Annotated in this window: 26 protein-coding genes; 14 read left to right on the top strand and 12 right to left on the bottom strand. The window is 62.8% G+C overall.

Annotated elements, in window-relative coordinates; translation table 11 throughout:
* Nucleotides 1–6: 6 nt before the first annotated feature.
* Entirely contained in the window at nucleotides 7–1503 is a 1497-nt protein-coding gene (locus ACMUVN_RS24990) for an inorganic phosphate transporter (RefSeq protein ID WP_047615309.1), read from the bottom strand.
* Nucleotides 1504–1565: 62 nt separating this feature from the next.
* Nucleotides 1566–2114 (bottom strand): NUDIX hydrolase, encoded by a 549-nt coding sequence (locus tag ACMUVN_RS24985; protein ID WP_184390426.1) that lies wholly within the window; start codon nucleotides 2112–2114, stop codon nucleotides 1566–1568.
* A gap of 264 nt (nucleotides 2115–2378) precedes the next feature.
* Between ACMUVN_RS24985 and ACMUVN_RS24980 the strand changes: the two genes are divergently transcribed.
* Entirely contained in the window at nucleotides 2379–3257 is an 879-nt protein-coding gene (locus ACMUVN_RS24980; protein ID WP_414815568.1) for a LysR substrate-binding domain-containing protein, read from the top strand.
* Nucleotides 3258–3355: 98 nt separating this feature from the next.
* Complete coding sequence (locus tag ACMUVN_RS24975) at nucleotides 3356–4513, top strand: adenosylhomocysteinase (protein ID WP_414815567.1); 1158 nt, start codon at nucleotides 3356–3358, stop codon at nucleotides 4511–4513.
* Between the two features lie 14 nt (nucleotides 4514–4527).
* Here ACMUVN_RS24975 and ACMUVN_RS24970 read toward each other — a convergent pair whose 3' ends face one another.
* Complete coding sequence (locus ACMUVN_RS24970) at nucleotides 4528–5523, bottom strand: zinc-dependent alcohol dehydrogenase family protein (RefSeq protein ID WP_414815566.1); 996 nt, start codon at nucleotides 5521–5523, stop codon at nucleotides 4528–4530.
* Nucleotides 5524–5666: 143 nt separating this feature from the next.
* Here ACMUVN_RS24970 and ACMUVN_RS24965 point away from each other — a divergent pair, with 143 nt between their 5' ends.
* Nucleotides 5667–6518 (top strand): LysR family transcriptional regulator, encoded by an 852-nt coding sequence (locus tag ACMUVN_RS24965; protein WP_047613770.1) that lies wholly within the window; start codon nucleotides 5667–5669, stop codon nucleotides 6516–6518.
* Between the two features lie 13 nt (nucleotides 6519–6531).
* Here ACMUVN_RS24965 and ACMUVN_RS24960 read toward each other — a convergent pair whose 3' ends face one another.
* Entirely contained in the window at nucleotides 6532–7428 is an 897-nt protein-coding gene (locus tag ACMUVN_RS24960) for a LysR family transcriptional regulator (RefSeq protein WP_097595312.1), read from the bottom strand.
* 161 nt (nucleotides 7429–7589) lie between these two features.
* Between ACMUVN_RS24960 and ACMUVN_RS24955 the strand changes: the two genes are divergently transcribed.
* The 4 genes from ACMUVN_RS24955 to ACMUVN_RS24940 all read left to right on the top strand — a co-directional run bounded on the left by ACMUVN_RS24955 (nucleotide 7590) and on the right by ACMUVN_RS24940 (nucleotide 12136).
* Nucleotides 7590–9029 (top strand): FAD-linked oxidase C-terminal domain-containing protein, encoded by a 1440-nt coding sequence (locus ACMUVN_RS24955; RefSeq protein ID WP_063476397.1) that lies wholly within the window; start codon nucleotides 7590–7592, stop codon nucleotides 9027–9029.
* Nucleotides 9026–10225, top strand: coding sequence for a glycolate oxidase subunit GlcE (gene glcE / locus ACMUVN_RS24950; protein ID WP_063476398.1), 1200 nt, complete (start codon nucleotides 9026–9028; stop codon nucleotides 10223–10225). Before ACMUVN_RS24955 ends, glcE begins: the two co-directional genes overlap by 4 nt.
* A gap of 53 nt (nucleotides 10226–10278) precedes the next feature.
* Nucleotides 10279–11589, top strand: coding sequence for a glycolate oxidase subunit GlcF (gene glcF, locus ACMUVN_RS24945; protein ID WP_063476399.1), 1311 nt, complete (start codon nucleotides 10279–10281; stop codon nucleotides 11587–11589).
* Nucleotides 11590–11695: 106 nt separating this feature from the next.
* A complete protein-coding gene (locus tag ACMUVN_RS24940) occupies nucleotides 11696–12136 on the top strand; it encodes a hypothetical protein (protein WP_047613775.1) in 441 nt (146 codons plus the stop codon).
* 142 nt (nucleotides 12137–12278) lie between these two features.
* Here ACMUVN_RS24940 and ACMUVN_RS24935 read toward each other — a convergent pair whose 3' ends face one another.
* From ACMUVN_RS24935 to ACMUVN_RS24925, 3 genes are all read right to left on the bottom strand, one after another.
* The gene (locus tag ACMUVN_RS24935; RefSeq protein ID WP_047613776.1) at nucleotides 12279–12953 is read right to left on the bottom strand and encodes an outer membrane protein; all 675 of its coding nucleotides are present in this window, start codon (nucleotides 12951–12953) and stop codon (nucleotides 12279–12281) included.
* A 123-nt stretch (nucleotides 12954–13076) separates the two neighbouring features.
* The gene (locus ACMUVN_RS24930; RefSeq protein ID WP_047613777.1) at nucleotides 13077–13769 is read right to left on the bottom strand and encodes a L,D-transpeptidase; all 693 of its coding nucleotides are present in this window, start codon (nucleotides 13767–13769) and stop codon (nucleotides 13077–13079) included.
* Nucleotides 13770–13905: 136 nt separating this feature from the next.
* Nucleotides 13906–14655, bottom strand: coding sequence for a L,D-transpeptidase (locus ACMUVN_RS24925; RefSeq protein WP_047613778.1), 750 nt, complete (start codon nucleotides 14653–14655; stop codon nucleotides 13906–13908).
* Nucleotides 14656–14901: 246 nt separating this feature from the next.
* Between ACMUVN_RS24925 and ACMUVN_RS24920 the strand changes: the two genes are divergently transcribed.
* Nucleotides 14902–15531 (top strand): DNA-3-methyladenine glycosylase I, encoded by a 630-nt coding sequence (locus ACMUVN_RS24920; protein WP_047615316.1) that lies wholly within the window; start codon nucleotides 14902–14904, stop codon nucleotides 15529–15531.
* Nucleotides 15528–16031, top strand: coding sequence for a hypothetical protein (locus tag ACMUVN_RS24915; protein WP_047615319.1), 504 nt, complete (start codon nucleotides 15528–15530; stop codon nucleotides 16029–16031). Before ACMUVN_RS24920 ends, ACMUVN_RS24915 begins: the two co-directional genes overlap by 4 nt.
* 4 nt (nucleotides 16032–16035) lie before the next feature.
* Here ACMUVN_RS24915 and ACMUVN_RS24910 read toward each other — a convergent pair whose 3' ends face one another.
* Nucleotides 16036–16740, bottom strand: a complete 705-nt coding sequence (locus tag ACMUVN_RS24910; RefSeq protein ID WP_047613781.1) for an HAD family hydrolase — start codon at nucleotides 16738–16740, stop codon at nucleotides 16036–16038.
* Nucleotides 16741–16976: 236 nt separating this feature from the next.
* Between ACMUVN_RS24910 and ACMUVN_RS24905 the strand changes: the two genes are divergently transcribed.
* On the top strand, nucleotides 16977–18026 hold the full coding sequence (locus tag ACMUVN_RS24905) for an aldo/keto reductase (RefSeq protein WP_183844721.1): 1050 nt from the start codon (nucleotides 16977–16979) through the stop codon (nucleotides 18024–18026).
* Between the two features lie 65 nt (nucleotides 18027–18091).
* Here ACMUVN_RS24905 and ACMUVN_RS24900 read toward each other — a convergent pair whose 3' ends face one another.
* The 3 genes from ACMUVN_RS24900 to ACMUVN_RS24890 all read right to left on the bottom strand — a co-directional run bounded on the left by ACMUVN_RS24900 (nucleotide 18092) and on the right by ACMUVN_RS24890 (nucleotide 19711).
* Nucleotides 18092–18451, bottom strand: coding sequence for a DUF305 domain-containing protein (locus tag ACMUVN_RS24900; protein WP_414815565.1), 360 nt, complete (start codon nucleotides 18449–18451; stop codon nucleotides 18092–18094).
* Nucleotides 18452–18526: 75 nt separating this feature from the next.
* A complete protein-coding gene (locus ACMUVN_RS24895) occupies nucleotides 18527–18892 on the bottom strand; it encodes a hypothetical protein (RefSeq protein ID WP_183844720.1) in 366 nt (121 codons plus the stop codon).
* Between the two features lie 57 nt (nucleotides 18893–18949).
* On the bottom strand, nucleotides 18950–19711 hold the full coding sequence (locus ACMUVN_RS24890) for a hypothetical protein (protein WP_063476687.1): 762 nt from the start codon (nucleotides 19709–19711) through the stop codon (nucleotides 18950–18952).
* 129 nt (nucleotides 19712–19840) lie between these two features.
* Here ACMUVN_RS24890 and hisS point away from each other — a divergent pair, with 129 nt between their 5' ends.
* From hisS to hisG, 3 genes are read left to right on the top strand one after another with little or no spacing between them, the layout of a single operon-like run.
* The gene (gene hisS, locus ACMUVN_RS24885; RefSeq protein WP_414815564.1) at nucleotides 19841–21364 is read left to right on the top strand and encodes a histidine--tRNA ligase; all 1524 of its coding nucleotides are present in this window, start codon (nucleotides 19841–19843) and stop codon (nucleotides 21362–21364) included.
* A 45-nt stretch (nucleotides 21365–21409) separates the two neighbouring features.
* Entirely contained in the window at nucleotides 21410–22531 is a 1122-nt protein-coding gene (locus ACMUVN_RS24880) for an ATP phosphoribosyltransferase regulatory subunit (protein ID WP_047613786.1), read from the top strand.
* Entirely contained in the window at nucleotides 22528–23223 is a 696-nt protein-coding gene (hisG, locus tag ACMUVN_RS24875; protein WP_047613787.1) for an ATP phosphoribosyltransferase, read from the top strand. Before ACMUVN_RS24880 ends, hisG begins: the two co-directional genes overlap by 4 nt.
* 81 nt (nucleotides 23224–23304) lie before the next feature.
* Here the strand turns inward: hisG and ACMUVN_RS24870 are convergent, their stop codons facing one another.
* Nucleotides 23305–23742 (bottom strand): DoxX family protein, encoded by a 438-nt coding sequence (locus ACMUVN_RS24870; RefSeq protein ID WP_047613788.1) that lies wholly within the window; start codon nucleotides 23740–23742, stop codon nucleotides 23305–23307.
* 211 nt (nucleotides 23743–23953) lie between these two features.
* On the opposite strand from ACMUVN_RS24870, the gene ACMUVN_RS24865 reads away from it, so the two are divergent.
* Nucleotides 23954–24664: a glutathione S-transferase family protein gene (locus ACMUVN_RS24865; protein ID WP_047614411.1), complete on the top strand. Its 711-nt coding sequence runs from the start codon at nucleotides 23954–23956 to the stop codon at nucleotides 24662–24664.
* Nucleotides 24665–24717: the final 53 nt, after the last annotated feature.

The following is a 24717-nucleotide window of genomic DNA, read 5'->3' as shown; positions in this document are numbered from 1 at the left end:
GGGGTTTCACACGAAGAGCGCGAACATAGCCCAATAAATCATTGCCGCAAGCGCCCCCGAAACCGGCACGGTGACGATCCAGGCAGCGACGATCGTCATGAAATGCGACCGTCGCACGAGATAGCGCCGCCGCGTCTCGTGAATGTTCGGCTCCTCCGGCTCGTCGATATCAAAGCTCTCGGCCTTGCGCCTGATATAGGCGATGCGGCGCTTCGAATGACGCGTGTACCATTCGCGGAAGAATCCGACGCCGAAGACCGAGCCGACGGCGATATGCGTGGTGCTGACCGGCAGACCGAGCCAGGAGGCGACGATGACGGTGAAGGCGGTCGACAGCGCGACGCAATAGGCCCGCATCGGATTGAGCTTGGTGATCTCCTCGCCGACAAGGCGGATGAGGCGCGGCCCGAAGAGCAGCAGGCCGACCGAGATGCCGAAGGCGCCGATCAGCATCACCCAGAGCGGCGGATGGCCGATGGCGTCGCCGCCGACGCCGACCGAATGGACGATCGCCGACAGTGGCCCGACCGCATTCGAAACGTCGTTGGCCCCGTGCGCGAAGGACAGCAGCGCCGCAGAGCCGATCAGCGGCAACCGGAACAGCACCCGCAGCGAGCTGTTGCGGTTTTCGAGATCCCGCGCCTGGGCGAGAACGAGCGGCCGGGCGGCAAGCCAGCTCACCAGCCCGATGCCGATCCCGATGAGGATGATGGTGTAAGATTGATATTTGCCGGTGGGCGACAGCTGCAGCACCATATAGGCCATGAAACCGCCGGCCATCACCGCGACCAGCACCGGCACCCAGCGCTTGGCCGCCGCGACCTTATCGTCGCTATAGATGATCAGCGTCTTGACGAGATATAGCAGCCCGGCTGCGATTAGCCCGCCGATCAGCGGCGAGGTGATCCAGCTCGAAGTGATTTCCAGCATCACCTGCCAGTTCACCGGTTCCGGCCCGACGGCTGAGATGCCGGCTCCGATCACTGCCCCGACGATCGCATGGGTGGTGGAAACCGGCGCATTCATCCACGTCGCGAGATTGATCCAGAGGGCCGCCGCCATCAGTGCCGCCATCATGATCCAGCCGAGTATTGCCGGCGGCACCTGGACGGCGTCGACTAAGTTCGAGGAAATTGTCTTGACGACCTCGCCGCCGGCGATGGTGGCGCCAAGGATCTCAAAAATCGCCGCGATGACCAGGGCCTGGCCCATCGTCATGGCGCGCGCGCCGACCGCGGCACCGACATTGTTGGTCACATCATTGGCGCCGATGTTCATTGCCATGTAGCCGGCAAGCGCCGCCGCCGCCACCACCAGCATCGCTCCCGGCCGGTCGAACACGTAGACGCCGGCAAAAAGCATGGCCAGACCGAGAAAGATCAGTCCGAGACCGGGCGCCACCAGCCGCCGCAAAACATGCTTCGCCACGTCCTCGGCATGGGTGATCTTGTCGAGGTCCTTGTCGAGCGTGCGTTTCGTGAGGACTGCGGGACGTGGCGGCATTCTTGTTCCTGAGAATGAATCTGCTTCTACGCTGCTTTTCTAGCAGTGCAAGATGGCAGGAATCATTCCGCCGGAATTTGCTTGGCCGCCGGAATTTGGTTGTCCGTTGAAATCTGCGTCGCCGCGTTGGCCGAAAGCCTGTCGGTCATCTTTTTCTTGAAAGCAAGGAAGAGGTGACGGAGCTCCGGTTCACGCACCCGCCGGGCCGCCTCGTCGAACGACACCCATTCGATGCGGCGCTCGCCTTTTTCCTTGAAGTTCTTCATCATATTGGTGACTTCGAGCGCATAGACCTGCACCTTGCAGACCACCTGCACCCCATCGCGCAGCACTTTGGGATAGGTATAGGCGCCAAGCGTCTCCGGCTCGACCACGCCGCGCACGCCGGCTTCCTCGAAGGCCTCCTGCATCGCGACCTCATGGGCGCATTTGCGCGTCATCGGCCAACCCTTGGGAATGACCCAGCGGCCGGTGTCGCGACTCGTCATCAACAGCACCTCGACCTCGCCGCTCTTCTTCTTAACCCGGTAGCAGAGCGCACCATATTGCTGTCGCGGCGGGCGCCGGAACATCAGTTGCACATCGGAAGCCAGTCGGGCGAAAAGAGTCAATTGTCGGGTCACCTTCACAGTCGTCGTTAGGAATCACTCATATACGTATATCACGGAAAGCTTACGCAATCCAAAATGGCATGACGATTCGAAACGCCATTTGATCGTCGTTCATAGGGAAAATCGAGGTAGGACAGGTTCGGAGAATCCGTCACGCCCTGTCTCGAATGCGTCACATTGCACAGCTGTACAATATGGCGTGATCTTGCCTTTCGTTCAATGGCAAGATCAAGTGATGCACTATGATTTTCGAATGTGGTAATCATGCGTCTACCTCCTCTCAACGCCGTCCGCGCCTTCGAGGCCGTCTGCCGTCACGGCAGCATTCTGAAAGCTGCCGAAGAGCTGAATGTGGTGCGTGGCGCCGTGCGTCAGCAGATCGCCACGTTGGAGAATCACCTCGGCCGCAAGCTCTTCACGCGTGACGGCCGCCGGCTGGTTCCGACGGTGCAGGCGAGCGCTTTCGCCGCCGCAGCGGGCATGGCTTTCGACATCCTGCAGCGCGCCGTTTTGGAGCTCGAAGGCGCCGAGCAAAACCGCATTCGGCTCGGCGTGCCCTCCGCCTTCGCGGTCTGGTGGCTGATGCCGCGCGTCGCGGATATGCAGGCAAGTCTCGGCGATACGGCGGTCGAGATCGTGCCGATGACCGTGGTCGAACCGCTGCAGATGCACCCGGAGTTGGACGCTGTGATCATGGGCGGTGAATACCGGCCGGCCCCGGGGATCACCGCTCTGCGATTCATGGAGGACGAGTTCGGCCCGGTCTCCACACCTTCGCTCGCCGCGACACTATCCAAGGACCCTGCAGCGATGGGTGCACTGACGATGCTCGCCAGCCGCAGCGTTCCGAAGCTCTGGGACGAATGGTTCGCCGAAAGCGGCACGCCGCCGGTCGTCTTTTCCCGCGTCCAGGAATTCGAGGATCTGCTGCTGGCGCTGGGGGCTGCCCGCTCCGGGCTTGGCATCGCGCTTGCGCCGCGTGCTTCGATCGAAGACGATCTCGAACGCCGGCATCTGGTCGCGCCCTACGGCTTCATCTCCCGCCCGTCGGGCTACAGCCTCTGCTGCCGCACGCCGGATGCGAAACGGCCGGCCTTTGTGGCTTTGTCCGGCTGGCTGCTTCGTTGCGGGACGTCGGCCTGAAAGGGCAGATTTTCTGCCCCTTCGCCAGAATTACTTCCATATTCGCAGCCCTGTTGCTCCGCTAAAAACAGCACCAAGGCGCAAATAGGAAAGAGATGATGGAAAAGACCGCAACCCGTATCGATTGGATCGGCGGCAGCTGCCGGCTGCTCACGGCGACGGCCGCCGAATTCGAGCGGACGCGTCCTTTCGAGGGTCTGTCGATCGGTACCGGCATCCATCTCGAGCCGAAGACGGTGGCGCTGTTGATGACGCTGCGCGCCGGTGGCGCGCGTCTCGTCTGCACCGGCAATCTCAACAGTACCCAGCCGTCGACGGTCGAGTTCCTGCGTTCACAAGGCATCACCGTCTTTGCCACGCAGACGACCGATCCCGCCGCCCATCATCAGAGCCTCGAAGCGGTCATCGCCGAGAAGCCGGATCTGCTGCTCGACAATGGCGGCGATCTCTTCGCCATCGCGGCGGAAAAGCCCTATGCCAATCTCCTGGGCGGCACCGAGGAGACCACTTCGGGGCGCACCCGTCTGCTGCCGCTGCGCGAGCGGCTGGAGATGCCGATCCTCGTCATCAACGACAGCCCGATCAAGCAGTTCGCCGAAAACAGGCATGCCGTCGGCCAGAGCCTGTTCGAAAGCTACCTGCGCTTCACCAACCGCTCCACCAACGGCAAACGCGTGACCGTCTTCGGCTACGGCGCCTGCGGCAAGGGCACGGCCGCCTGTTTCCGCAATGCCTTTTCAACCGTCAGCGTCGTCGACATCGATCCGGTGACGACGCTCGAAGCCCATCTCGACGGTTTCGTCACGCCGCTGCGCGACCAGGCGATCCGTTCGGCCGACATCATCATCACCGTCACCGGTTTTGCCGGGATCGTGACGGCAGCCGACCTGCCGCTCGTCAAGGACGGCGCGATCCTGATGAATGGCGGCCATTTCCCGCATGAGATCGATGTCGAGGCCCTTCGCCGCCATCCCGATGTCACCGGCATCGATCGCTACGAGGCCGATCATATCGAGACCTTCCATCTCGCCGACGGCCGCTGCTTCCATGTGCTCGGCGGCGGTCACATGGCCAATCTCGCCGGTCCGCGGCCGCTCGGCAATACGGTCGAATCGATGGATCTCGGCTTCACCCTCCAGGCCCGTTGCCTGGAACGCATCGCCAGGGGCGAGGCCGGTTCCCAATCCTGCGTCGTTCCCGTACCCCGCGATATCGATGCGATGGTGGCGAACGCCTATCTCGATCTGGCGCGCTAATTCTCTCGTCGAGATTAGTCGATCTCGACGACGAGCTTTCCATCCGCCTGCCGGCTTTCGATCAGCCGATGCGCCTCATCGGCATCGGCAAGGGCGAACCGGCGCATGTCGAGCTTGGGCATCACCTTGCCGGCTTCGACGAGCTTCGTCATCTCCCGCATGATCTGACCGTGATGGACGCGTCCCTCGCCGGTCAGAAGCGGCAGCAGCGTGAAGACGCCGGAATAGGTGGCGGCCTTGAAGGAGAGTGGCGCCAGCGCGTGGCTTCCCCAGCCAAGACAGCTCACGACATGGCCGAACCGACTGACGGCACGGAATGCCGTATCGAGCCCCTGGCCGCCGACCGTATCGTAGACCAGATCGAAACCCTTGCCGCCGGTGTGTCTTGCGACATAGGTTTCCACCGTTTCCACGTCACGATCGATCGGTGTTGCGCCAAGGCCGGCGAGATAATCCGCTTTCGAAGCGCCGTCGACCACATAGACCTCGGTTCCGGCAGCCTTGGCGATCTGCGCGACGATATGGCCGACACCGCCGCCGCCGAGTACGAGAACCTTCTGGCCGGCCTTGACCCCGGCGCGGTCGACAAGCCCTTCCCAGGCGGTGATCGAGATGAGCGGCAGGGCGGCTGCCTCGCGCATCGACAGATTCTGTGGCTTTGGCGCCAGCAGCGCGGCGTCGACGGCTGCAAATTCGGCAAGCGATCCCTGAATGCCGCCGACCCCACCGGTCATGCCGTAGACCGCGTCGCCGCGGCGGAAACCACTGACGCCAATTCCGATCTCTTCGACGATGCCGGCCATATCGATGCCGAGTATGGCGGGAAGCGGATGGCGGGCATGGACCGCATTACCGGCCCGGATCTTGAGGTCGAGCGGGTTGACGCCGCTTGCCTTGATGCGCACCAGAACCTGGCCCTCGCCGAGCGACGATTTTGCAATATCGGCGATCCGCAGCGGCGAATTCGGCGTCTCCGCCAGCAGTGCTTTCATCGTTGATTGGACAGGCATGGAACTCTCCTTCGTTCGCAGCGCGGCGTCTGCTGGGGCGTCGGCAATGGCTTTGTGCTGGAAGAAGATGGTGCATTGAAGCGCGAATGAAAATAAAAGATAATGACTGAAATCCATGCATTTTTGTTTGACGGATGCGGGCGATGGAATGGAGCGACCTCAAGCTGTTTCTGGCGATCGCGCGGTTCGGCACGCTGGGGGCAGCAGCCCGCAGCCTCGGGCTGACACAGCCGACGATGGGCAGGCGGCTGCGTGCTCTTGAAGCCTCGCTCGGCCAGACGCTTTTTCAGCGCACGACGGATGGCTTCGTGCTGACTGACGAGGGCACCGCCGTGTTCGCCGGCGCTGAACGCATCGAAGAAGAGGCGCTCGCCATGGAGCGCGTCCTTGCCGGCGGCAGTCGCCAGCTCGATGGCTTTCTCAGGCTGTCCTCATCCGATTGGTTCGGTGCACATGTGCTTTCGCCGGTACTGGCGGAATTCTCGCAAGTCCATCCGAAGGTAGAGATCGAATTGCTGACCGACAGCCGGCTTCTCAACCTGTCGCGACGCGAAGCCGACCTCGTCTTCCGCATCCGGCCTTTCACGGAGGCGGAGGTCATATCGCGCAAGCTCATCCATATCGAATACGGCCTTTACATCAGACGCGGCGCGCCGCACCCCGAAGCTGGCGATGGCACGGGCGCCCGCCTCATCACCATGGACGAGGCTTTCAGCGACATGCCGGATGTCGGCTGGCTGCAGCGCCTGTTGCCGCGGGCCGATACCGTCATGCGCAGCAACAGCCGCGACGTGCAGGCAGCGCTCTGTGCCAACGGTGCCGGGCTCGCCGTTCTGCCGCGGCCGCTCGGCGATTCCCTTGCGGTCGTCGAACTGGTCGATCTCGGTGAACCGCCACCCGGCCGCGACACCTGGGTCGGCTATCACCGCGACATGAAGCGGCTGGCGCGGCTGCGCGCCCTGCTGGACCTCGTCATCGAGAGGCTGGCGCGCTGAACCGGCACTGCCATCAGCGCTCCCAATAGGGGACGGGGCCATAAAGCTCTGCCAGATAATCGATGAACAGCCGCACCTTGGCCGGCAGGAACTGCCGGCTGGGATAGACGGCCGACAGCGCGACATTGTGCGAGCCTTCATAGGCCGGCAGCACCTGCACCAGCCGGCCGGCCTTGAGCTCTTCGCCGATATCCCAGGTGGAGCGCAGCGCGATTCCGAGACCGGCGATGACAGCCTCGCGGATCACCTCGCTGGAATTGGTGATCAGCATGCCTTCCGGCCTGAGACTCAGCGCTCCGTCCGGTCCGTTCAGCCGCCAGGTGTCGTTATTGTGCGCCGGCAGGCAGCGGTGGTGTTTCAGCTCGTCGATATGCTGAGGCGCGCCATGCGCCGCCAGGTAATCCGGCGAGGCGCAGAGCAGCCGGCGCACCGGCGCCAGCCTTCGGGCGACGAGGCTCGAATCGGTGAGTTCGGCGATGCGGATCGCCAGATCGAAGCCGCCGCCGACGATGTCGCTGAATTCGTCCGTCAGCACCAGGTTGATCGCAAGCTCCGGATGCGCCTCCATGAAACCCTTCAGATGCGGCGCAATATGCATGCGCCCGAAGGAGGTCGGCGCCGAGATCTTCAGCGTGCCGTGCATCTGTGCCGAGCGGCCGGAGATATAGAATTCCGCTTCCTCAAGCCCGGCGAGAATGCCGAGGACGCGGTCGTAGAAACCCTGTCCGGCTTCCGTCAGCGAGATCTGCCGCGTCGTGCGTTGCAAAAGCCGGGTGCCGAGCCGGTCCTCCAGCCGCTTGATCCGCTTGGAGACGACGGCCGGGGAAAAGCCGAGCGCGCGCCCGGCGAGAGACATGCTGCCTGTCGAAACGACCTTGGCAAAGATTTCGAGATCACCCAGATTGGTCATAAGGTTTTGCGACTTTTTCCCCTTTTGGCATAAGTGCTTAGCATTTGCGCCGCTTTCGGGAAAGTGCTAAGCCGGTCTGGCGGCGGCAGGGAGGTTCGCGGCCGGTTCCGCTACCCTCTTCCCGCTGTTATTTCCCCGTCGTCAGGGCCAGGGAGAACGCCATGTCCGACGCCATTTCGTTTCTCAGCCCCCGCGCCGATGTCCTGGCGCGCAGAGCCCAGATCGTCGCCGATCTGACCGATCTTCTGCCGCCGGAATGCCTGGTGCATGAGGCGCGCGAGCTGGTGCCGTTCGAGACCGACGCCTTCGTCTCCTACCGCCGTCTGCCGCTCGCCGTGGCCCTGCCGCGCACGACAGCCGAGGTTTCGGCCGTCATGCGCTATTGCCACCGCTACGGCATTCCCGTGGTGCCCCGCGGCGCCGGCACCTCGCTTTCCGGCGGCGCCATTCCGCAGGAGGATGCGGTTGTGCTCGGCCTGTCGAAGATGAACAGCATCCTCGAAATCGATCTGCCGAACCGCGTCGCCGTGGTTCAGGCCGGCGTCACCAATCTCAACATCTCCGAATCCGTCTCTGCGGACGGCTTTTTCTATGCGCCCGATCCAAGTTCGCAGCTTGCCTGCACCATCGGCGGCAATATCGGCATGAATTCCGGCGGCGCCCACTGCCTGAAATATGGCGTCACCACCAACAACCTGCTCGGCGTCAGGATGGTGCTGGTCGACGGCACGGTGATCGAACTCGGCGGCAAGGCGCTGGATGCGGCGGGGTATGATCTGCTCGGCCTCGTCTGCGGCCATGAAGGCCAGCTCGGCATCGTCACCGAGGCGACGGTGCGGCTGATCGCCAAGCCGGAAGGCGCCCGCCCGGTGCTCTTCGGTTTCGAGAGCTCGGAGGAGGCCGGCGCCTGCGTTGCCGATGTCATCGCCGCCGGCATCGTCCCGGTTGCGATCGAATTCATGGACAAGCCGGCAATCGAGATCTGTGAAGCCTTCGCCCATGCCGGTTATCCCCTCGATGTCGGCGCGCTTTTGATCGTCGAAGTCGAGGGGTCGGAAGCGGAGATGGACGCCACGCTGAAGGACATCGTCGAGATCGCCCGCCGGCACGCGGTGAAGACCGTGCGCGAATGCCAGTCGGCGACCGAGGCGGCATTGATCTGGAAGGGCCGCAAATCCGCCTTCGGCGCCACCGGCCGCATCGCCGACTACATCTGTATGGACGGCACCGTGCCGCTCAGCCAGCTTTCCTATGTGCTGAGGCGGACCGCCGAAATCGTCGATCATTATGGTCTGCGTGTCGCCAATGTCTTCCACGCCGGCGACGGCAACATGCACCCGCTGATCCTCTTCAACGCCAACGATCCCGAGGATGCCGCTCGCGCGGAAGCCGCCGGCAACGACATCCTGAAGCTCTGCGTCGATGCCGGCGGCTGCCTGACCGGCGAACATGGCGTCGGCATCGAGAAGCGCGACCTGATGCGCCACCAATATTCTGAGGCTGACCTTGCCCAGCAGATGGCGGCGCGCGCCGCCTTCGATCCCGGCTGGCTCCTCAACCCGTCGAAGGTCTTTCCGCTCGAAGGGCGCCCCGCCGCATGATCGATCTGATGCCGACGAGTGAGGAAGAGGCGGCGGCAATCGTCCGCGCCCACGCGGAAAGCGGCCAGCCGCTCGCGATTTGCGGCGGCGATAGCCGCTCGGGCTTCGGCAATGCCGTTGTCGCCGAAGGCCGGCTGCGCTCGACCGGGCTTTCCGGCATCGTCGCCTATAATCCCGGCGAAATGGTCATGACCGTTCGAGCGGGCACGCCGCTCGCCGAGGTCGAGGCGGCGCTGTCTGAGAGCGGCCAGATGCTCGCCTTCGAGCCGATGGATCATCGCCCTGTGATGGGGACGTCCGGCGAGCCGACCATCGGCGGCGTGTTTGCCGCCAATGTCTCCGGCCCGCGCCGGCTCATCGCCGGTGCCGCCCGCGACAGCCTGCTCGGTGTGCGCTTCGTCAACGGCAAGGGTGAGATCATCAAGGCCGGCGGCCGGGTGATGAAAAATGTCACCGGCCTCGATCTCGTCAAGCTGGTCGCCGGCTCGCATGGCACGCTGGCTTTCCTCACCGAAGTCACCTTCCGCGTGCCGCCGCGCCCGAAGACGGAACAGACGGTGGTTCTATCAGGCCTCAACGATGCCGAGGCGGCCAACGCCATGGCGGCGGCGATGGCGCTGCCGGTCGAAATCTCCAGTGCCGCCCATCTGCCGTTGACGGTGACCTGGAAATTCCTCGCCGGCACATTGCCCGAGGGCGAGGCGACGGTTCTGCGCATTGAGGGCCTGGCCGGTTCGGTCGACGTGCGCATTGAAAAGCTTGTCGCGGCAATGTCCGCCTTCGCCACGGTCACCAGGCTGGAGCAGCCCGACAGCCGCAGGCTCTGGCAGGAAATCCGCGACGTGCTGCCCTATGCCGACGGCACCGCGCGGCCGGTCTGGCGCGTCTCGGTCGCCCCCGGCACCGGCCATCAGCTGGTCGCGGCGCTGCGCCTCGAGGCCGGCGTCGACGCTTTCTATGACTGGCAGGGCGGTCTTGTCTGGATGCGCATGGAGGCCGGTCCTGAAGCCGAGCTGGTCCGCCGCTTCATCAAGGCGCTCGGTGGTGGCCATGCGACGCTGATCCGCGCATCGGCCGAGGCGAGGGCAGTCACCGCGGCCTTCCACCCCGAGCCCGAGGCGGTGGCGATGCTGTCACGGCGGGTGAAGGAGAAATTCGATCCGGCCGGCATATTCAATCCGGGGAAGATGGGGTGAGGGAGAAGATGAGCACAACCCCCGATATCCTCCAAAAGCGGAGGTCCCTCTAAATGCAAACCAACTTCACCCCGAGCCAGCTGCTCGATCCCGCTGTCGCCGAATCCGAGCAGATTCTGCGCAAATGTGTACATTGCGGTTTCTGTACCGCCACCTGTCCCACCTATGTGACGCTCGGCAACGAGCTCGACAGCCCGCGCGGCCGCATCTACCTGATCAAGGACATGCTGGAAAACGGCCGCCCCGCCGATGCCGAGGTCGTCACCCATATCGACCGCTGTCTCTCCTGCCTTGCCTGCGTCACCACCTGCCCCTCCGGCGTCGATTACATGCACCTGGTCGATCACGCCCGCGCCCATATCGAAAAGACCTATAAGCGCCCGTTGATGAACCGGCTGACGCGCGCCATCCTTGCCGCCGTGCTGCCCTATCCCGGCCGTTTCCGCCTGGCGCTCAATCTCGCCCGTCTCGGCCGGCCCTTCGCCGGCCTGATGCGGGGTGGCGCACTGAAACCTTTCGCCGCCATGCTGGCGCTTGCGCCGCGCCGCATCCCGGCCGCTTCAGCCTTCGCAAAACCCGGCAGTTATCTGCCCGAGACGGAACGGCGCGGCCGGGTGGCGATCCTTTCCGGCTGCGCCCAGCCGGTGCTCGATCCCGGCATCAACGCGGCGGCGATCCGGCTGCTGACGCGGCTCGGCGTCGAGGTCGTACTGCCGGAGGGCGAGGTCTGCTGCGGCTCGCTGGTCCATCACATGGGCCGCGCCGAACAGGCGCTTGCGAGCGCGCGCGCCAATGTCGATGTCTGGACACGCGAGATCTACGGGCAGGGCCTCGATGCGATCATCATCACCGCCTCTGGCTGTGGCACGACGATCAAGGATTACGGCCACATGCTGCGCCTCGATCCCGCCTATGCCGCAAAGGCGGCCAGGGTCTCGGCGCTCGCCAAGGATATCACCGAATATCTCGCCACTCTCGAGCTGCCGGCACACATGCCGAAGGGCATCACGGTCGCCTATCATTCCGCCTGTTCCATGCAGCACGGCCAGCGCATCACGCTCGCGCCGAAGCAATTGCTGAAAGCGGCGGGCTTTACAGTGCGCGATCCGGCGGAAGGTCATCTCTGCTGCGGCTCTGCCGGCACCTATAACATCATGCAACCGGAGATCTCGGCTGCGCTGAAGGCACGCAAGGTCAAAAACATCGAGGCCACCAAGGCCGATATCATTGCCACCGGCAATATCGGCTGCATCACCCAGATCGCCACCGGCACCGGCATGCCGATCCTGCATACGGTCGAACTGCTCGATTGGGCTTATGGCGGCGCTGTGCCGGAAAAATTAACAGGTTTGCCGCTAGGCTGAAGCTACTACAGCGCCGCGCGTCTTTTCAGATGCGCAAAGGACGCTGTAGCGCTTTAATTGCTGCATATGCAGCAGGCCCGTCGGGCCGGTCTCGGGAGGTTGGGCGATGTGGCGGGGAATGATCGTGCTTGCGGGACTGCTCGGAGCGGCAGGCGCCGCCCATGCCGACAGTCGTTTGTTCTGTTCCGCCGACGACAAGGAAGCGCGTTTCACGCTCGAAAGCGGTTTCGAAAGCGATGCCGGCCACAAGCTCAACCATTTCCGCGGTGCGCTTGTTGTCAAGGACCAGGCGCAATCGACGGTATTCGGAAAACGTGTTTTCGAATCGCAGCATCTGACCAATCACTGGTCGCGTGACGGCGAACTGCTCCTGGAGGTTCTCGACGGTGGTGATGACGACACCGGCGGAGCAACGCTGGATCTCGTCGTGGTTGCCGGCGAACGCGGCAAGCCGTCGGCAAATTTCAGCGGCACCTATTCCCTGACGATCGCAGGCGGTGAAAAGCCCTATGCCGTCCAGGGCAAGGTCAGCTGCGGCACGAAATAGAGCAATTTCAGGAAGTACGAAGCGGTTTTACCAGGCAAAGCGCAAGGCGGTTTTGCCTGGGAATTGCGTAACGATAAAAGGTTAGAGCGGTTTTGCGCTTTTATGCGCTGAACCGCTCTCACGTCGCAGCCGAAATTTGTTCTTACCAGTGGAATGAAACGCCGACGTTGACGGCATTCGTGAAGATGTTGGTCTTCAGGTCCACGCCGTTGTCGATCGGCACGTCGATGCGCGAATAGGTGCCCTTGTATTCGACGAAGGTCGACCAGCGCTCGGTCACCTTGAAGTCGACGCCGGCCTGGGCCTGCAGCGTCACGCCGCCGAATTCATATGCCCAGGTCTTGCCCTCGGGGCGAATCACTTCGACATGCGGAATGTTCACGCCGATACCGGCGCCGAGATAGGGCGTCCAGCGGCGGGTCGGATCCTGGAAGCGGTAGAGGCCGTTCACCGTGAGCAAGTTCAGGCCGTCGGTGAATTCGAAGTGCGACCAGCCGGTCTTGGCCAGCGTATCGTCGTCGGCATAGACCTTGTCATGGGTATAATCGAGCGAAATACCCCAGTTCGGCTTGTTGAAGTTCTCGAGCCACCAGGTGACGCGGCCGCCGTAATAAGGCGGGCTGCCGAAGGACTTGCCTTCCCAGCCGGCGGTAAAATGGGTGCCGTCGGAGAGATCGACGCCGCTGTGCGGTGCGGTCTGATAACCGCCATAGACAGAGAATTGCAGATCTTCCGCCGAGGCGGAAACTGCTGAACAGATTGTCAAAAACGCGATGCCCGCAAGTAGCGAAGCGGAGGAACGCAGCGCATATGTCATTGAATAGCCCCGATATTGCAAATATGTCGACTCTTAGGCAGGTGTGCCAGCTTTCGGCCGCAAAGTCTAAGCAAAACAAAAGGCGCGTCGAAATGCGCCTTTCGTTTTTTTCGTCAGTGTTGCTCAGCCGCCAAACATCGTGCGCAGCACGTCGATGCCTCGGTCCTCGAAAGCCACCTTGCCCTGCCGGTTGCCGGGGCCGATGACGATCACCTTGGTGCCGACAGGCGCGCGGTCGTAGAGGTGCGTCACATCCTCGTTCATCATCCGGATGCAGCCGGAAGACATGTTGAGGCCGATCGTCCAGGGCTGGTTGGTGCCGTGGATGCGGAAGATCGTGTCGCGGCCGCCCTGGTAGAGATACATGGCGCGGGCGCCGAGCGGATTGTCCTCGCCGCCTTCCTGGAAAGCAGGGATGATGTGGCCCTTGGCGGCTTCGCGGCGGCGCATCTCGGCCGGCGGCGTCCAACTCGGCCATTCGGCCTTGCGGCCGATCTTGACGATCCCCGACCAGCCGAAGCCGTCGCGGCCGACGCCGATGCCGTAGCGGGTGGCGCGGTTGTTGCCTTCGACGAGATAGAGATATTTGTTGTTTGTATCGATGATGACGGTGCCGGCCGCTTCCGTCGTCACCAGGCGCACTTTCTTGCGCTTGAACTGCGGCTTCACGTATTTCGGCATCTGCGCCACGCGCACGATCTGCGCCGGGGCTCGTGTATTGTCCGGCGCGGAGCCGGCGGGTGCAGCAAAGGCGGATGTGGACATCAAGGACAGGACAAGTCCGGCGGCAGCCAGACCCGGCATCAATTTGATCATGATCGATTCCCCTCAAGCAAATTCGCTCGAAGCTACATGAACTTCTCCCCGATTCAAGATCGGCGTGGCCGGATAAAGCTCTTTTGGAGAAGGGAGCCGGCTATTCTCTACGGCTCCCCAGGTATTTGCCCGGTCGTTACATGACGATGACGCGGGTTCCGACGTTGACGCGGTCATAGAGATCGACGACGTCTTCGTTGCGCAGGCGGATGCAGCCCGAGGAGACGGCACTGCCGATCGACCAGGGCGCGTTGGTGCCGTGGATGCGGTAAAGCGTCGAGCCGAGATACATGGCGCGGGCGCCGAGCGGGTTTTCCGGGCCGCCGTCCATGCGCGCCGGCAGGTAATGGCCCTTGGCGGCTTCGCGGCTGATCATTTCGGAAGGCGGCGTCCAGTCCGGCCATTCCGTTTTGCGGGTGATCTTGTGGGCGCCGGCCCATTCGAAGCCGGGCTTGCCGACGCCGACGCCGTAGCGCCTTGCCTTGCCGCCTTCCATCACCAGATAGAGGAAGCGGTTGTTGGTATCGATGACGATCGTGCCGGGCTTTTCCGTGGTATCGTAATCGACCATCTGCGGCAGGAATTGCGGCTCGATCGGACGGCGGATCGACGGGATGCCGGGATTGATCGCCGAAACGGTCTGCGGTGCGGCCTGCGGCGCCTGGCGCAGCGCGCGGCGCTGGAAGATTCCGCGCTGCGGCTGCCGGATGACCGGCCGCTGATAGACGACGGGACGAACCGCGCCGCCGCCGAGCTGGTTGATCCAGGGCGCCGTCAGATCCGGGCTGAGCACGACCGGCGGGCGGGTGGCGTAGCGGTCGTCTGCAAGGGCGGCCGTGGAGACGATGCCGAAGAGGGCTGCGGCAAGAACAAGCTGTTTCATCATCGGACGAACTCTCTACAAATGACCGAAAATGGCTGGCGGGACTTCTCCGCCCGGGCGGACATGTTCCGCCCGCAAAGACGCTGCCACTCTATCCGCCAGCGAATGGTAAAGATCGATTCATGAAAAGCCGACCGACCGGATAAACTTTTCGTCAGGGTTACCGTTCGGTTTGGAAAGACGGTTTGCAAATGGTAAAGCCGGAATCATCAGCGGAGAACGAAGCGGACCCCCGCAGAATGAAGGATCATGAGCGCGACAGGCATCATCATCGGCGAGGACGGCAGGAGCCGCTGCCACTGGCACGCCAATCTGCCCGACTACCTCCGCTATCATGACGAGGAGTGGGGCCGCCCCGTCACCGACGACATCCGCCTCTTCGAGAAGATCTGCCTCGAAGGCTTCCAGTCCGGCCTTTCCTGGCTGACGATCCTGCGCAAGCGCGAGAATTTCCGCGCCGCCTTTTCAGGCTTCGATTTCGACAAGGTCGCTCTCTTCGGCGACGAGGATGTCGCTCGCTGCCTTGGCGATGCCGGCATCATCCGCCATCGCGGCAAGATCGTCTCGACCATCAACAATGCCAAGCGCGCGATCGCCCTCAGGGACGAGTTCGGCTCGCTCGCCCGTTATTTCTGGCGCTATGAGCCGGGCCATAACGAGCGGCCTGTTGTGGTCGACCGCGAGCATATCGTCGCCAATCCGACGACGCCGACATCGGTGATCATTTCGAAGGATCTGAAGAAACGCGGCTGGACCTTTGTCGGCCCGACCACAGTTTATGCTTTCATGCAGGCGATGGGTCTCGTCAACGATCATCTGGAAGGCTGCTTCTGCCGGCCCGAGGTCGAGGCGATGCGCAGCGCCCTGGTCCGTCCATGAAAGATCTGTCCGTGAGAATATTGATAACAGCCGCTGCCCTGTTTTTCCTGCCGGTCTCCGCCATGGCGCAGACACCGCAGCTCGATCCCGGCGAGAAGCTGGAGAAGCTGCAATTCCCGGCCGTCACCATGCAGCTGAAGGGCTGGACGAAGTTCGGCAATAGCCATGTCTACACGCTGCCGGTGCGCACCGGCCAGCACGTGAAGGTCAGTTTTTCCACCAAGAGCAAATTTGCCTTCCTGGCGATCTTCGACCTGTCGAAGCCGGATGACGAGGCCTTCTTCGGCACCGACGAGGATGGCATGAGCTTCGAGACGACGGTCAAGGAAGACGCCACCTGGCTGCTGCGTCCCTATTATTCCAAGGTCTCGCCGCGCCGCGGCCTCGGCGCTCCGTTCAGCATCCTGATCGAGCCCTTGGCGGCCGCCCCACAACCGCCGCAACCGCCGGCCGAGCCCGAACGCCCGTCGCTGTTTCCGAAGGCGCCTGCCAAGCAATGAGGCTCTAGCCGAGCCGGTCGATCAGTTCGCGCAATTCCCCGAGATGGCCGATCTTGCGGAAACGCGGCGCTTCTTTCGGTTCATCGACATGTTCCAGCACCCAGGTGAGTTCGTGCGGCACGAAGACGCCATAGCTGCCGGCGGCGATTGCCGGCACGATGTCCGATTTCAGCGAATTGCCGACCATCATCGCCCGCTCCGGCCCGTCGCCGACCTTGGCGAAGATGCGCCGATAGGTGACGGCGGTCTTGTCGGAGACGATCTCGACGGCATCGAAGAAATCGCCGAGCCCGGATTGGGCAAGCTTGCGTTCCTGATCGAAGAGATCGCCCTTGGTGATCATGACAAGCAGGTACTTGCCGGCAAGCCCCTCCAGCGTATCGCGCACATGCGGCATGGTCTCGACCGGATGGGAGAGGAGCTCGCGGCCGATATCGAGGATCTTGGCGATCACGCCCGAGGGAACCTTGCCCTCGGTGATCTCGATCGCCGTCTCGATCATCGACAGCGTGAAACCCTTGATGCCGAAGCCATAATGGCGAAGATTGCGTTTCTCGGCCTCCAGCAGCCGCTCGGAAATCTTCGGTCCTTCGGCGAAATCGGCAAGAAGCCTGGTGAAATGCGCTTCCGTCAGTCGGTAATATTGTTCGTTTTGCCAGAGTGTATCGTCGGCATCGAAGCCGATCGTCGTCAGTGGTCGCGTCGTCATATGCGCACCTCTTAAAATATGGCCGGCAATCTATCGGCTGCCTGTGTCGAGACAAGGGCGTCATCTTCGGCACGGTTGGGCGCAGCGTTGAAAAGCGCCGCTGCCGCACTAAATGCACTTTGCCTCACCCTGCAGCCAGCCACGGCTGTGCCTGTCGCGCGCAGGCCAATAATCAAAAAATGAAGTTCAGCGGTTCGCAAGCCCTCTTGCGGCAGACACAAAGGAATTTTTCCACCATGCGTTACAACCAGCTCGGAAATACGGGACTTTTCGTCTCGGAAATCTGCTTGGGCACCATGACCTTCGGTGAAGCCAAGCAAGGCAGCATGTGGGGCGCCATCGCCGATGTCGACCAGAATGCCGCCGACCGGATCGTCGAACGCTCGCTTGCTTCAGGCGTCAATTTCATCGACACGGCCGATGTCTATTCGGCCGGCGAGTCCGAAAGGCTGCTCGGCCAGGCGCTGAAGAACCTCGACGTCCCCCGCAAGGACGTCGTCATCGCCACCAAGGTCTATGGTGTGATGGGCGACAAGCCGAACGACCGCGGCGCCTCGCGCGGCCACATCATGGATTCCGTCGAGGCGAGCCTCGAGCGCCTGCAGACCGATCACATCGACCTCTATCAGATCCACGCGACCGATACGGTGACGCCGATCGACGAGACGCTGCGCGCCTTCGACGATCTCGTCTCCCGCGGCCTGGTGCGCTACATCGGCGTCTCCAACTGGCAGGCCTGGCGCATCTCCAAGGCGCTCGGCCTGTCCGAACGCCGCGGCTTTGCCCGTTTCGAAACCGTGCAGGCCTATTATTCCATCGCCGGCCGTGACCTCGAACGCGACATCGTGCCGATGATGCAGGAGGAGAAGCTCGGCCTGATGGTCTGGTCGCCGCTCGCCGGCGGACTGCTCTCCGGCAAGTATGGTCCCGGCGCGCCCGGCAACGGCGAGGGCCGCCGCGCCAGTTTCGATTTCCCGCCGGTCGACAAGGACAAGGCCTGGGCCTGCGTCGCCGTGATGCGCGAAGTCGCCGAAAAGCACGGCGTCAGCGTCGCCACCGTGGCGCTCGCCTATATCCTCGCCAAGCCCTTCGTCACCACAGTCATCATCGGCGCCAAGCGGGTCGACCAGCTCGACCAGAACCTCGCCGCCGTCAAGCTGAAGCTCGATGAAGACGATATGAAGAAGCTCGACGAGGTGAGCGCGCTTGCTCCGGAATATCCCGGCTGGATGCTGGCACGACAGGGCGCCGGCCGCCGCCCGGCCGATTTCGAGCCGAAGGACTGACCTCGCCAACATAAGTCTTGGGGAACGCCTGACATCCCGGCGTTCCCCTTTTCATCCACGATCGACTATTTGCCGTGGGCCTTGAGCCAGGCGGTCATCTGAGCGATCTCGGCTTCCTGCGCCTTGATGACGGCTTCGGCGAGCTTGCGGATATCGGGATTTTTTCCATATTGAAGCTCGATCCTGGCCATATCGATCGCGCCCTGATGGTGCGGGATCATGCCGCGGACGAAATCCGCATCGGCATCGCCGCTATATTCGATCATCATATCCTTGTGCATCTTGGCATTGGCCTCGCTGAAGGCGTGGCTTGCCGCATCGTGATTGCCCATCGGCTTGCTCATATCCATCGGTTTGTCTTCGGCAAAGACGGGAGCGGCAATGATGGCGAGCATGGCGGTGAGGGCGATGATTTTCAAAGACATGAGAGTTCCTTCCTCTGTCTGACAATAGGTTTGCCGGGCGGCTGAGCCACCCGATTGGCATGGATTGCTATGGTGTCAGGACAATCGGGGAGGGGGCGACTGCGGTGTCGGCTTTTCGTCGTCGAGGGCGTGGGCAGGCGCCGGGGCGGGATAGCTGAAGGTCGGCTTTCCGCCATCAGTGACCATCACCGCCGGTGGCAACAGCAGGCAGGCGGCGCAAAGCGGCATATGCGCGGAATTGCCGCCGGCGCAGGGGCCTTTCGAGGGCTCAGTCTTGCCCGCCGCCTCGGACATAGCCATGCCGTGCATTTCGTGATGCATGCCGGTTTTGACGGCAACCGGTGCATTCATCGATGCGCAGGTCGGACAGCCTGCCCATGCGGACATGGCGCTGTAGACCAGCCAGCCGAGAAACATCGCGATGAGGGCGAGCATGCGCATGCTGTTTTATAGGCGAATGACTGATGCAAGCCAAGCCGATCGGCGATCACATCCTGATCACCAGCTGGCAATGACCTTGTGCTCGATCCGGTAATCCTTGCTCTCTTCGCCGAGCGGCGCCACCGGCCATGTCCAGGTAGCTTTTGCCGGCGGCGGCAATACGCCATGCAGCAGGTCTGCCTCCTCATGCGTCCTGCCGTTGCGGTCGATGACGGCATAGGCGATGTCGGTCACCAGGCAACTGCGGCAGGAGAGGCCCGAAAGCCCGGTCAGATGCGCCGCGATCAGCCTTTCCACCGTGTCTTCGGGCATTCGCCCGGTCTCGGCGTCCGAGCGCCGTTTCACGCCGCGACCGATCTGCGACAAGAGGTTGGCCGAAACCACCAGATCGAGATAGGGCACGCTCCTGAGGAAGCCGAGCGGTTCGGGCTGCCGGCCGGCGGCAAGGTCGTCATAGCCGGAGAGGTCGCGCTCGATCAGCCGGACATTGCGGTAGCCCTTGGCCGACAGCCACAGCCGCACCGAGGCGAGATGAACGAGATCGACCAGCACGACGGTATCGAAATCGCGCGCCAGTTCCTCGATCGGCACGTCCCGCAACAGACCGGAACCGAGCACGACGGCGGTCCGCTTCTGCCTGAGACCGGCCGCAGCCGCGCGGATCGCAGTCCGGCTCTTCTCCTCATGTTCGGCCCAATCCGCCGCACAGCGCCCGGCCCGCGACCACAGATTGACGGAATAGCGGATGAACTTTCGATGCGGCTTGCCGGTCAGCGGCAAGGTCGCGGCATAGAGAAGCGCTTCAGCGATCATGAGCATATCCGCATTTCTGATGAATGCCTCCGGTTCAATCGATTCTCCCTGCGGCATCAAGACCCTTCGCCCTTGCCGCTCCCCGCCCGATCGGTTAGGAAACCGCCACTGTCACAGTCAGCGGAATTCCCGGAAATGAACGACAAGCAGAAGAAACCGCAAAAGCTCAAGGCCCGCCTGCCGCGCGGCTTCGTCGACCGCACGGCCGCCGACATCCGCGCCGTCAACGAGATGACGGCAAAGATCCGGGAAGTCTATGAGCATTATGGTTTCGATCCGCTCGAAACGCCGCTGTTCGAATATACCGATGCGCTCGGCAAATTCCTGCCCGACAGCGACCGGCCGAACGAGGGTGTCTTCTCCCTGCAGGATGACGACGAGCAATGGATGTCGCTGCGTTACGACCTGACGGCGCCGCTCGCCCGTCATGTCGCCGAGAATTTCAACGAGATCCAGCTTCCCTACCGCACCTATCGCGCCGGTTACGTCTTCCGCAACGAGAAGCCGGGCCCCGGCCGCTTCCGCCAGTTCATGCAGTTCGATGCCGATACGGTCGGCGCGCCGGGTGTTCAGGCCGATGCCGAAATGTGCATGATGATGGCCGACACGCTTGAGGCCCTCGGCATCAAGCGCGGCGACTATGTCATCCGCGTCAACAACCGCAAGGTTCTGGATGGCGTGCTCGAGGCGATCGGCCTCGGCGGCGACGACAAGGCCGGCCAGCGGCTCAACGTGCTGCGCGCCATCGACAAGCTCGACAAGTTCGGCCCGGAAGGCGTGGCATTGCTGCTCGGCCCCGGCCGCAAGGATGAATCCGGCGATTTCACCAAGGGCGCCGGGCTTGACCAGGAGAAGATCGACAAGGTGCTGTTTTTCGTCGGCATCAAGGATTATGCCGAAAGCGCTCAACGCCTCGCCGAGCTCGTTGCGGGAACCTCGAGGGGTGGCGAAGGCGTCGAGGAGCTGAATTTCATCGCAGCGCTCGTCACCAGCGCCGGCTATCAAGCCGACCGGATCAAGATCGATCCCTCGGTCGTGCGCGGTCTCGAATATTATACCGGCCCGGTCTATGAGGCCGAACTCAGCTTCGACGTCACCAATGAAAAGGGCGAGAAGGTCGTCTTCGGTTCGGTCGGCGGCGGCGGCCGTTATGACGGTCTCGTCTCTCGTTTCATGGGCCAGCCGGTTCCGGCGACGGGCTTTTCGATCGGCGTCTCTCGCCTGATGACGGCGCTGAAGAACCTCGGCAAGCTCGGCGCCAGCGAGGTGATCGAGCCGGTGCTGGTCACCGTCATGGACGGCGATGTCGAGGCGATGGGCCGTTATCAGAAAATGACGCAGCAACTGCGCGCCGCCGGCATCCGCGCCGAGATGTTCCAGGGCAACTGGAAGAAATTCGGCAACCAGCTGAAATACGCCGATCGCCGCGGCTGCCCTGTCGCCATCATCCAGGGCGGCGACGAGCGCGCCGAAGGCGTCGTGCAGATCAAGGATCTGATCGAAGGCAAGCGGCTTTCCGGCGAGATCGAAGACAATGCCAGCTGGCGCGAAGCACGCGTGGCGCAGGAGACGGTGCCGGAAGCCGACCTTGTGGCCAAGGTGAAGGAAATCCTTGCTGCGCAGGCTGAGGATCGGAAGAGGGCACCATCGAATGTCTGAGGCGTACCTTCAGGCACGCCCTTCGCCTACTATTTGGAGCTCGGCATGCCCCTGATCAACCTCCCCGAATTCTCCAACGACCTGCTGGCCGAATTTACCGCGCGCAACGCCGAGCGCATCGATACGCCTGTCATTCAGCCGGCCGAACCTTTCCTGGACATCGCCGGTGAGGACCTGCGCCGCCGCATCTTCATGACGGAGAGTGAAACCGGCGCCAGCCTTTGCCTGCGTCCCGAATTCACCATTCCCGTCTGTCTGCGCCACATCGAGACGGCGACCGGTACGCCGAAGCGTTATGCCTATCTCGGCGAGGTTTTCCGCCAGCGCCGTGACGGCGCCAATGAATTCTACCAGGCCGGCATCGAGGATCTCGGCGATATCGACCTGTCAAACGCCGACGCCCGCGCCATCGGCGATGCCACCGGCATCCTCGCTCGCCTGCTGCCGGGCCGGCGACTGTCGGTGACATTGGGCGACCAGGCAGTGTTCGAGGCCGTCGTCCAGGCGCTCGGCCTGCCGCTCGGCTGGCAGAAGCGCCTGATCCATGCCTTCGGCAACATGACGCAGCTGGAAGCGCTGCTGGCCAGCCTCGTCAGCCCGCAATTCGTCACCGGCCTGGACGACGATATTGCCAGGCTGGTCGCATCCGGCGACGAGCAGGCGCTGGTCGTCCATCTCGAGCGGGAGATGCAGAAGACCGGCTATTCGACGAATGCCAGCCGCTCGCCCCTGGAGATCGCCCGGCGCCTCAAGGAAAAGCTGATCCTCTCCGAAACCCGCCTCGACGATGCGGCCTTCCAGGTGCTGGAAGAGTTCCTGTCGCTCGACGTGCCGCTCATCAACGCGTCCGCGGCCCTTGCCGGTTTCGCCGATGCTGCCGGCCTGAAACTCGGCAACGCGCTCGCCCGCTTCAATGGCCGGGTCGCAGCCCTTGCCAATGCCGGCGTCGATCTTTCCTGCCTCGACTACCGCGCCGCCTTCGGACGGCCGCTCGATTATTACACCGGCCTCGTCTTCGAGGTGACGGTGGAAGGCTCGAGCGCGGTGCTCGCCGGCGGCGGTCGCTTCGATCGGCTGCTGACCTTCCTCGGCGCCACGGACCGCATTCCTGCCGTCGGCTTCTCCTTCTGGCTCGACCGTATCGAAACCGAAAGGGCAGCCGCATGACCATCACCATTGCGCTTCCTTCCAAGGGCCGGATGAAGGACGACGCTTCGGCGATCTTCGAGCGTGCCGGCATGCCGATCTCGGCTGTTGGTAACGACCGCTCCTATCGCGGCCGCGTCGAAGGCTGGGACGATGTGGAAGTCGCCTTCCTGTCGGCTTCCGAAATCTCTCGCGAAATCGGCAACGGCAGCGTCGATTTCGGCGTCACCGGCGAGGATCTGATGCGGGAGGGTTTTGCCGAGATCGACAAGCGCGTCGAATTCTGCGCCCGGCTCGGTTTCGGCCATGCCGATGTCGTCGTCGCCGTGCCGGAGATCTGGCTGGATGTCGACACCATGGCCGATCTCGTCGATGTCGCCGCCGATTTCCGCGCCCGCCACTCCAGGCGGCTTGCTATCGCCACCAAATACTGGCGGCTGACCCAGCAGTTCTTTTCGAGCCAGCACGGCATCCAGCTTTATCGCATCGTCGAAAGCCTGGGGGCCACCGAGGGCGCTCCCGCCGCAGGCTCGGCTGACATCATCGTCGATATCACCTCCACCGGCTCGACATTGCGCGCCAACCACCTGAAGGTGCTCCAGGACGGCGTCATCCTGCATTCGCAGGCCTGCCTCGTGCGCGCCCGCAAGGAGAGCCATGCCGACGAACCGGCGGTGCAGGCGATCATCGATGCGGTGCGCGCCGCCCTCTGATCTCGGCTACATAACGGCACAAGAAAAACCCGCCGTCGGATGACGGCGGGTTTTCTGTTTCTGGGAGGATGTCTGCTGGTGTCAGGCCGTTGCGTAGGCGCCGCGGCGGGCGTCGAGCGAGTAGGCGCCTGCGCCATTGGTGGCGAGCATGATATAGGCGCCGGCGAGCGTGATGTTCTTCATGAAGTTGACGAAGTTCAGGCCGCTCAGCCAGGCGTTAGCGGCGGCCGGGAAATCAGGAACGTTGATCGGCGAGAAGTGGAAGACGAAGCCGGTAAAGACGCAGAAGACGGCAAGCAGCCAGCCGACGATGCGGACCTGGAAGCCGACGAGCACGGCAAGGCCGGTTGCAAGCTCGAACAGGCCGGCGAGATAGGTGAGCGCGGTGGAAGCCGGCAGGCCGGCGCCGGCGATCATGCCGGCGGTCGATGCCGGATCGGTCAGCTTGCCGAAGCCGGCGAAGATGAACATGAAGGAAAGAAGGATACGGGCGATCAGGATGATGACGTTGTTCGACATGGACGTTGTCTCCGTTTGATTGGCTCTGGAGATCTTGGTGCCCCGGCACCGGTTGGACCTCGGATGCTTCTATGTCGCTCTTTTCCTTCGTTGTGGAAAGATAAACGGAAGCGGACAGATCGTTCAACAATATGGAACGATCTCCTGGTCGCCGCGGCTTGCCTTTACCGAGCCCGGTCTTTTATGGTCGGCGCCCAACATGGAGATTCCGATGGCAGATCTTTCCGCATTTCCGATCACGACGCGCTGGCCGGCGAAAAATCCCGACATCATCCAGCTCTATTCGCTGCAGACGCCGAACGGGGTGAAGGTTTCCGTCGCCCTCGAAGAACTCGGTCTCGCCTACGAGCCGCATTATGTTTCCTTCGCCGCCAACGAGCAGAAGTCGCCGGAATTCGAATCTCTCAACCCGAACGGCCGTATCCCGGCGATCATCGATCCGAATGGCCCGGACGGCAAGCCGATCGGCCTTTTCGAATCCGGCGCCATCCTGCTTTATCTCGCGGAAAAAACCGGCAAGCTCATCCCTGCCGATGCTGCCGGCCGCTACGAAACCATCCAATGGGTGTTTTTCCAGATGGCGGGCATCGGTCCGATGTTCGGCCAGTTCGGGCATTTCTACAAATTCGCCGCCGACAAGGTCGCCAACAATTCCTACCCGGTGGAGCGTTATCGCGACGAGTCCAAACGTCTGCTCGGCGTGCTCGAAGACCGGCTGAAGGGCCGCCAGTGGATCATGGGCGATCTCTATACGATCGCCGACATCACCACCTTCACCTGGGTTCGCGGCGCCGATATCTTCTATGGCGGCCGCGAGGTTCTGGAATATGCGAAATTCCCCGCCGTCTCGGATTGGCTGGAGCGCTGCATCGCCCGTCCGGCAAGTGCGAAGGGCCTCAACATACCCGTCAAGCCGGAATAACGGAGAGGCCGACCGGAAATGCCGAAGGCCGCCCTTGAGAGCGGCCTTTTCTT

This window comes from Rhizobium sp. IY2, assembly GCF_047532935.1.
Classification (GTDB): Bacteria; Pseudomonadota; Alphaproteobacteria; order Rhizobiales; family Rhizobiaceae; genus Rhizobium; species Rhizobium anhuiense.
Note: the sequence above shows the minus strand (reverse complement) of the source record. Positions and strands in the feature narration are given on the sequence as shown.

Bases quoted from the DNA above. Each gene is read 5' to 3' on its own strand.
- glcE (WP_063476398.1), top strand. From the start codon at position 9,026: ATGATCGATCTGATGCCGACGAGTGAGGAAGAGGCGGCGGCAATCGTC.
- hisS (WP_414815564.1), top strand. From the start codon at position 19,841: ATGAACGACAAGCAGAAGAAACCGCAAAAGCTCAAGGCCCGCCTGCCG.
- ACMUVN_RS24900 (WP_414815565.1), bottom strand. From the start codon at position 18,451: ATGTCTTTGAAAATCATCGCCCTCACCGCCATGCTCGCCATCATTGCC.
- ACMUVN_RS24920 (WP_047615316.1), top strand. From the start codon at position 14,902: ATGAGCGCGACAGGCATCATCATCGGCGAGGACGGCAGGAGCCGCTGC.
- ACMUVN_RS24930 (WP_047613777.1), bottom strand. From the start codon at position 13,769: ATGATCAAATTGATGCCGGGTCTGGCTGCCGCCGGACTTGTCCTGTCC.
- ACMUVN_RS24925 (WP_047613778.1), bottom strand. From the start codon at position 14,655: ATGATGAAACAGCTTGTTCTTGCCGCAGCCCTCTTCGGCATCGTCTCC.
- glcF (WP_063476399.1), top strand. From the start codon at position 10,279: ATGCAAACCAACTTCACCCCGAGCCAGCTGCTCGATCCCGCTGTCGCC.
- ACMUVN_RS24910 (WP_047613781.1), bottom strand. From the start codon at position 16,740: ATGACGACGCGACCACTGACGACGATCGGCTTCGATGCCGACGATACA.
- ACMUVN_RS24940 (WP_047613775.1), top strand. From the start codon at position 11,696: ATGTGGCGGGGAATGATCGTGCTTGCGGGACTGCTCGGAGCGGCAGGC.
- ACMUVN_RS24870 (WP_047613788.1), bottom strand. From the start codon at position 23,742: ATGTCGAACAACGTCATCATCCTGATCGCCCGTATCCTTCTTTCCTTC.
- ACMUVN_RS24905 (WP_183844721.1), top strand. From the start codon at position 16,977: ATGCGTTACAACCAGCTCGGAAATACGGGACTTTTCGTCTCGGAAATC.
- ACMUVN_RS24880 (WP_047613786.1), top strand. From the start codon at position 21,410: ATGCCCCTGATCAACCTCCCCGAATTCTCCAACGACCTGCTGGCCGAA.
- ACMUVN_RS24970 (WP_414815566.1), bottom strand. From the start codon at position 5,523: ATGCCTGTCCAATCAACGATGAAAGCACTGCTGGCGGAGACGCCGAAT.
- ACMUVN_RS24990 (WP_047615309.1), bottom strand. From the start codon at position 1,503: ATGCCGCCACGTCCCGCAGTCCTCACGAAACGCACGCTCGACAAGGAC.
- ACMUVN_RS24980 (WP_414815568.1), top strand. From the start codon at position 2,379: ATGCGTCTACCTCCTCTCAACGCCGTCCGCGCCTTCGAGGCCGTCTGC.
- ACMUVN_RS24975 (WP_414815567.1), top strand. From the start codon at position 3,356: ATGGAAAAGACCGCAACCCGTATCGATTGGATCGGCGGCAGCTGCCGG.
- ACMUVN_RS24960 (WP_097595312.1), bottom strand. From the start codon at position 7,428: ATGACCAATCTGGGTGATCTCGAAATCTTTGCCAAGGTCGTTTCGACA.
- ACMUVN_RS24890 (WP_063476687.1), bottom strand. From the start codon at position 19,711: ATGCTCATGATCGCTGAAGCGCTTCTCTATGCCGCGACCTTGCCGCTG.
- hisG (WP_047613787.1), top strand. From the start codon at position 22,528: ATGACCATCACCATTGCGCTTCCTTCCAAGGGCCGGATGAAGGACGAC.
- ACMUVN_RS24865 (WP_047614411.1), top strand. From the start codon at position 23,954: ATGGCAGATCTTTCCGCATTTCCGATCACGACGCGCTGGCCGGCGAAA.
- ACMUVN_RS24915 (WP_047615319.1), top strand. From the start codon at position 15,528: ATGAAAGATCTGTCCGTGAGAATATTGATAACAGCCGCTGCCCTGTTT.
- ACMUVN_RS24895 (WP_183844720.1), bottom strand. From the start codon at position 18,892: ATGCGCATGCTCGCCCTCATCGCGATGTTTCTCGGCTGGCTGGTCTAC.
- ACMUVN_RS24965 (WP_047613770.1), top strand. From the start codon at position 5,667: ATGGAATGGAGCGACCTCAAGCTGTTTCTGGCGATCGCGCGGTTCGGC.
- ACMUVN_RS24955 (WP_063476397.1), top strand. From the start codon at position 7,590: ATGTCCGACGCCATTTCGTTTCTCAGCCCCCGCGCCGATGTCCTGGCG.
- ACMUVN_RS24935 (WP_047613776.1), bottom strand. From the start codon at position 12,953: ATGACATATGCGCTGCGTTCCTCCGCTTCGCTACTTGCGGGCATCGCG.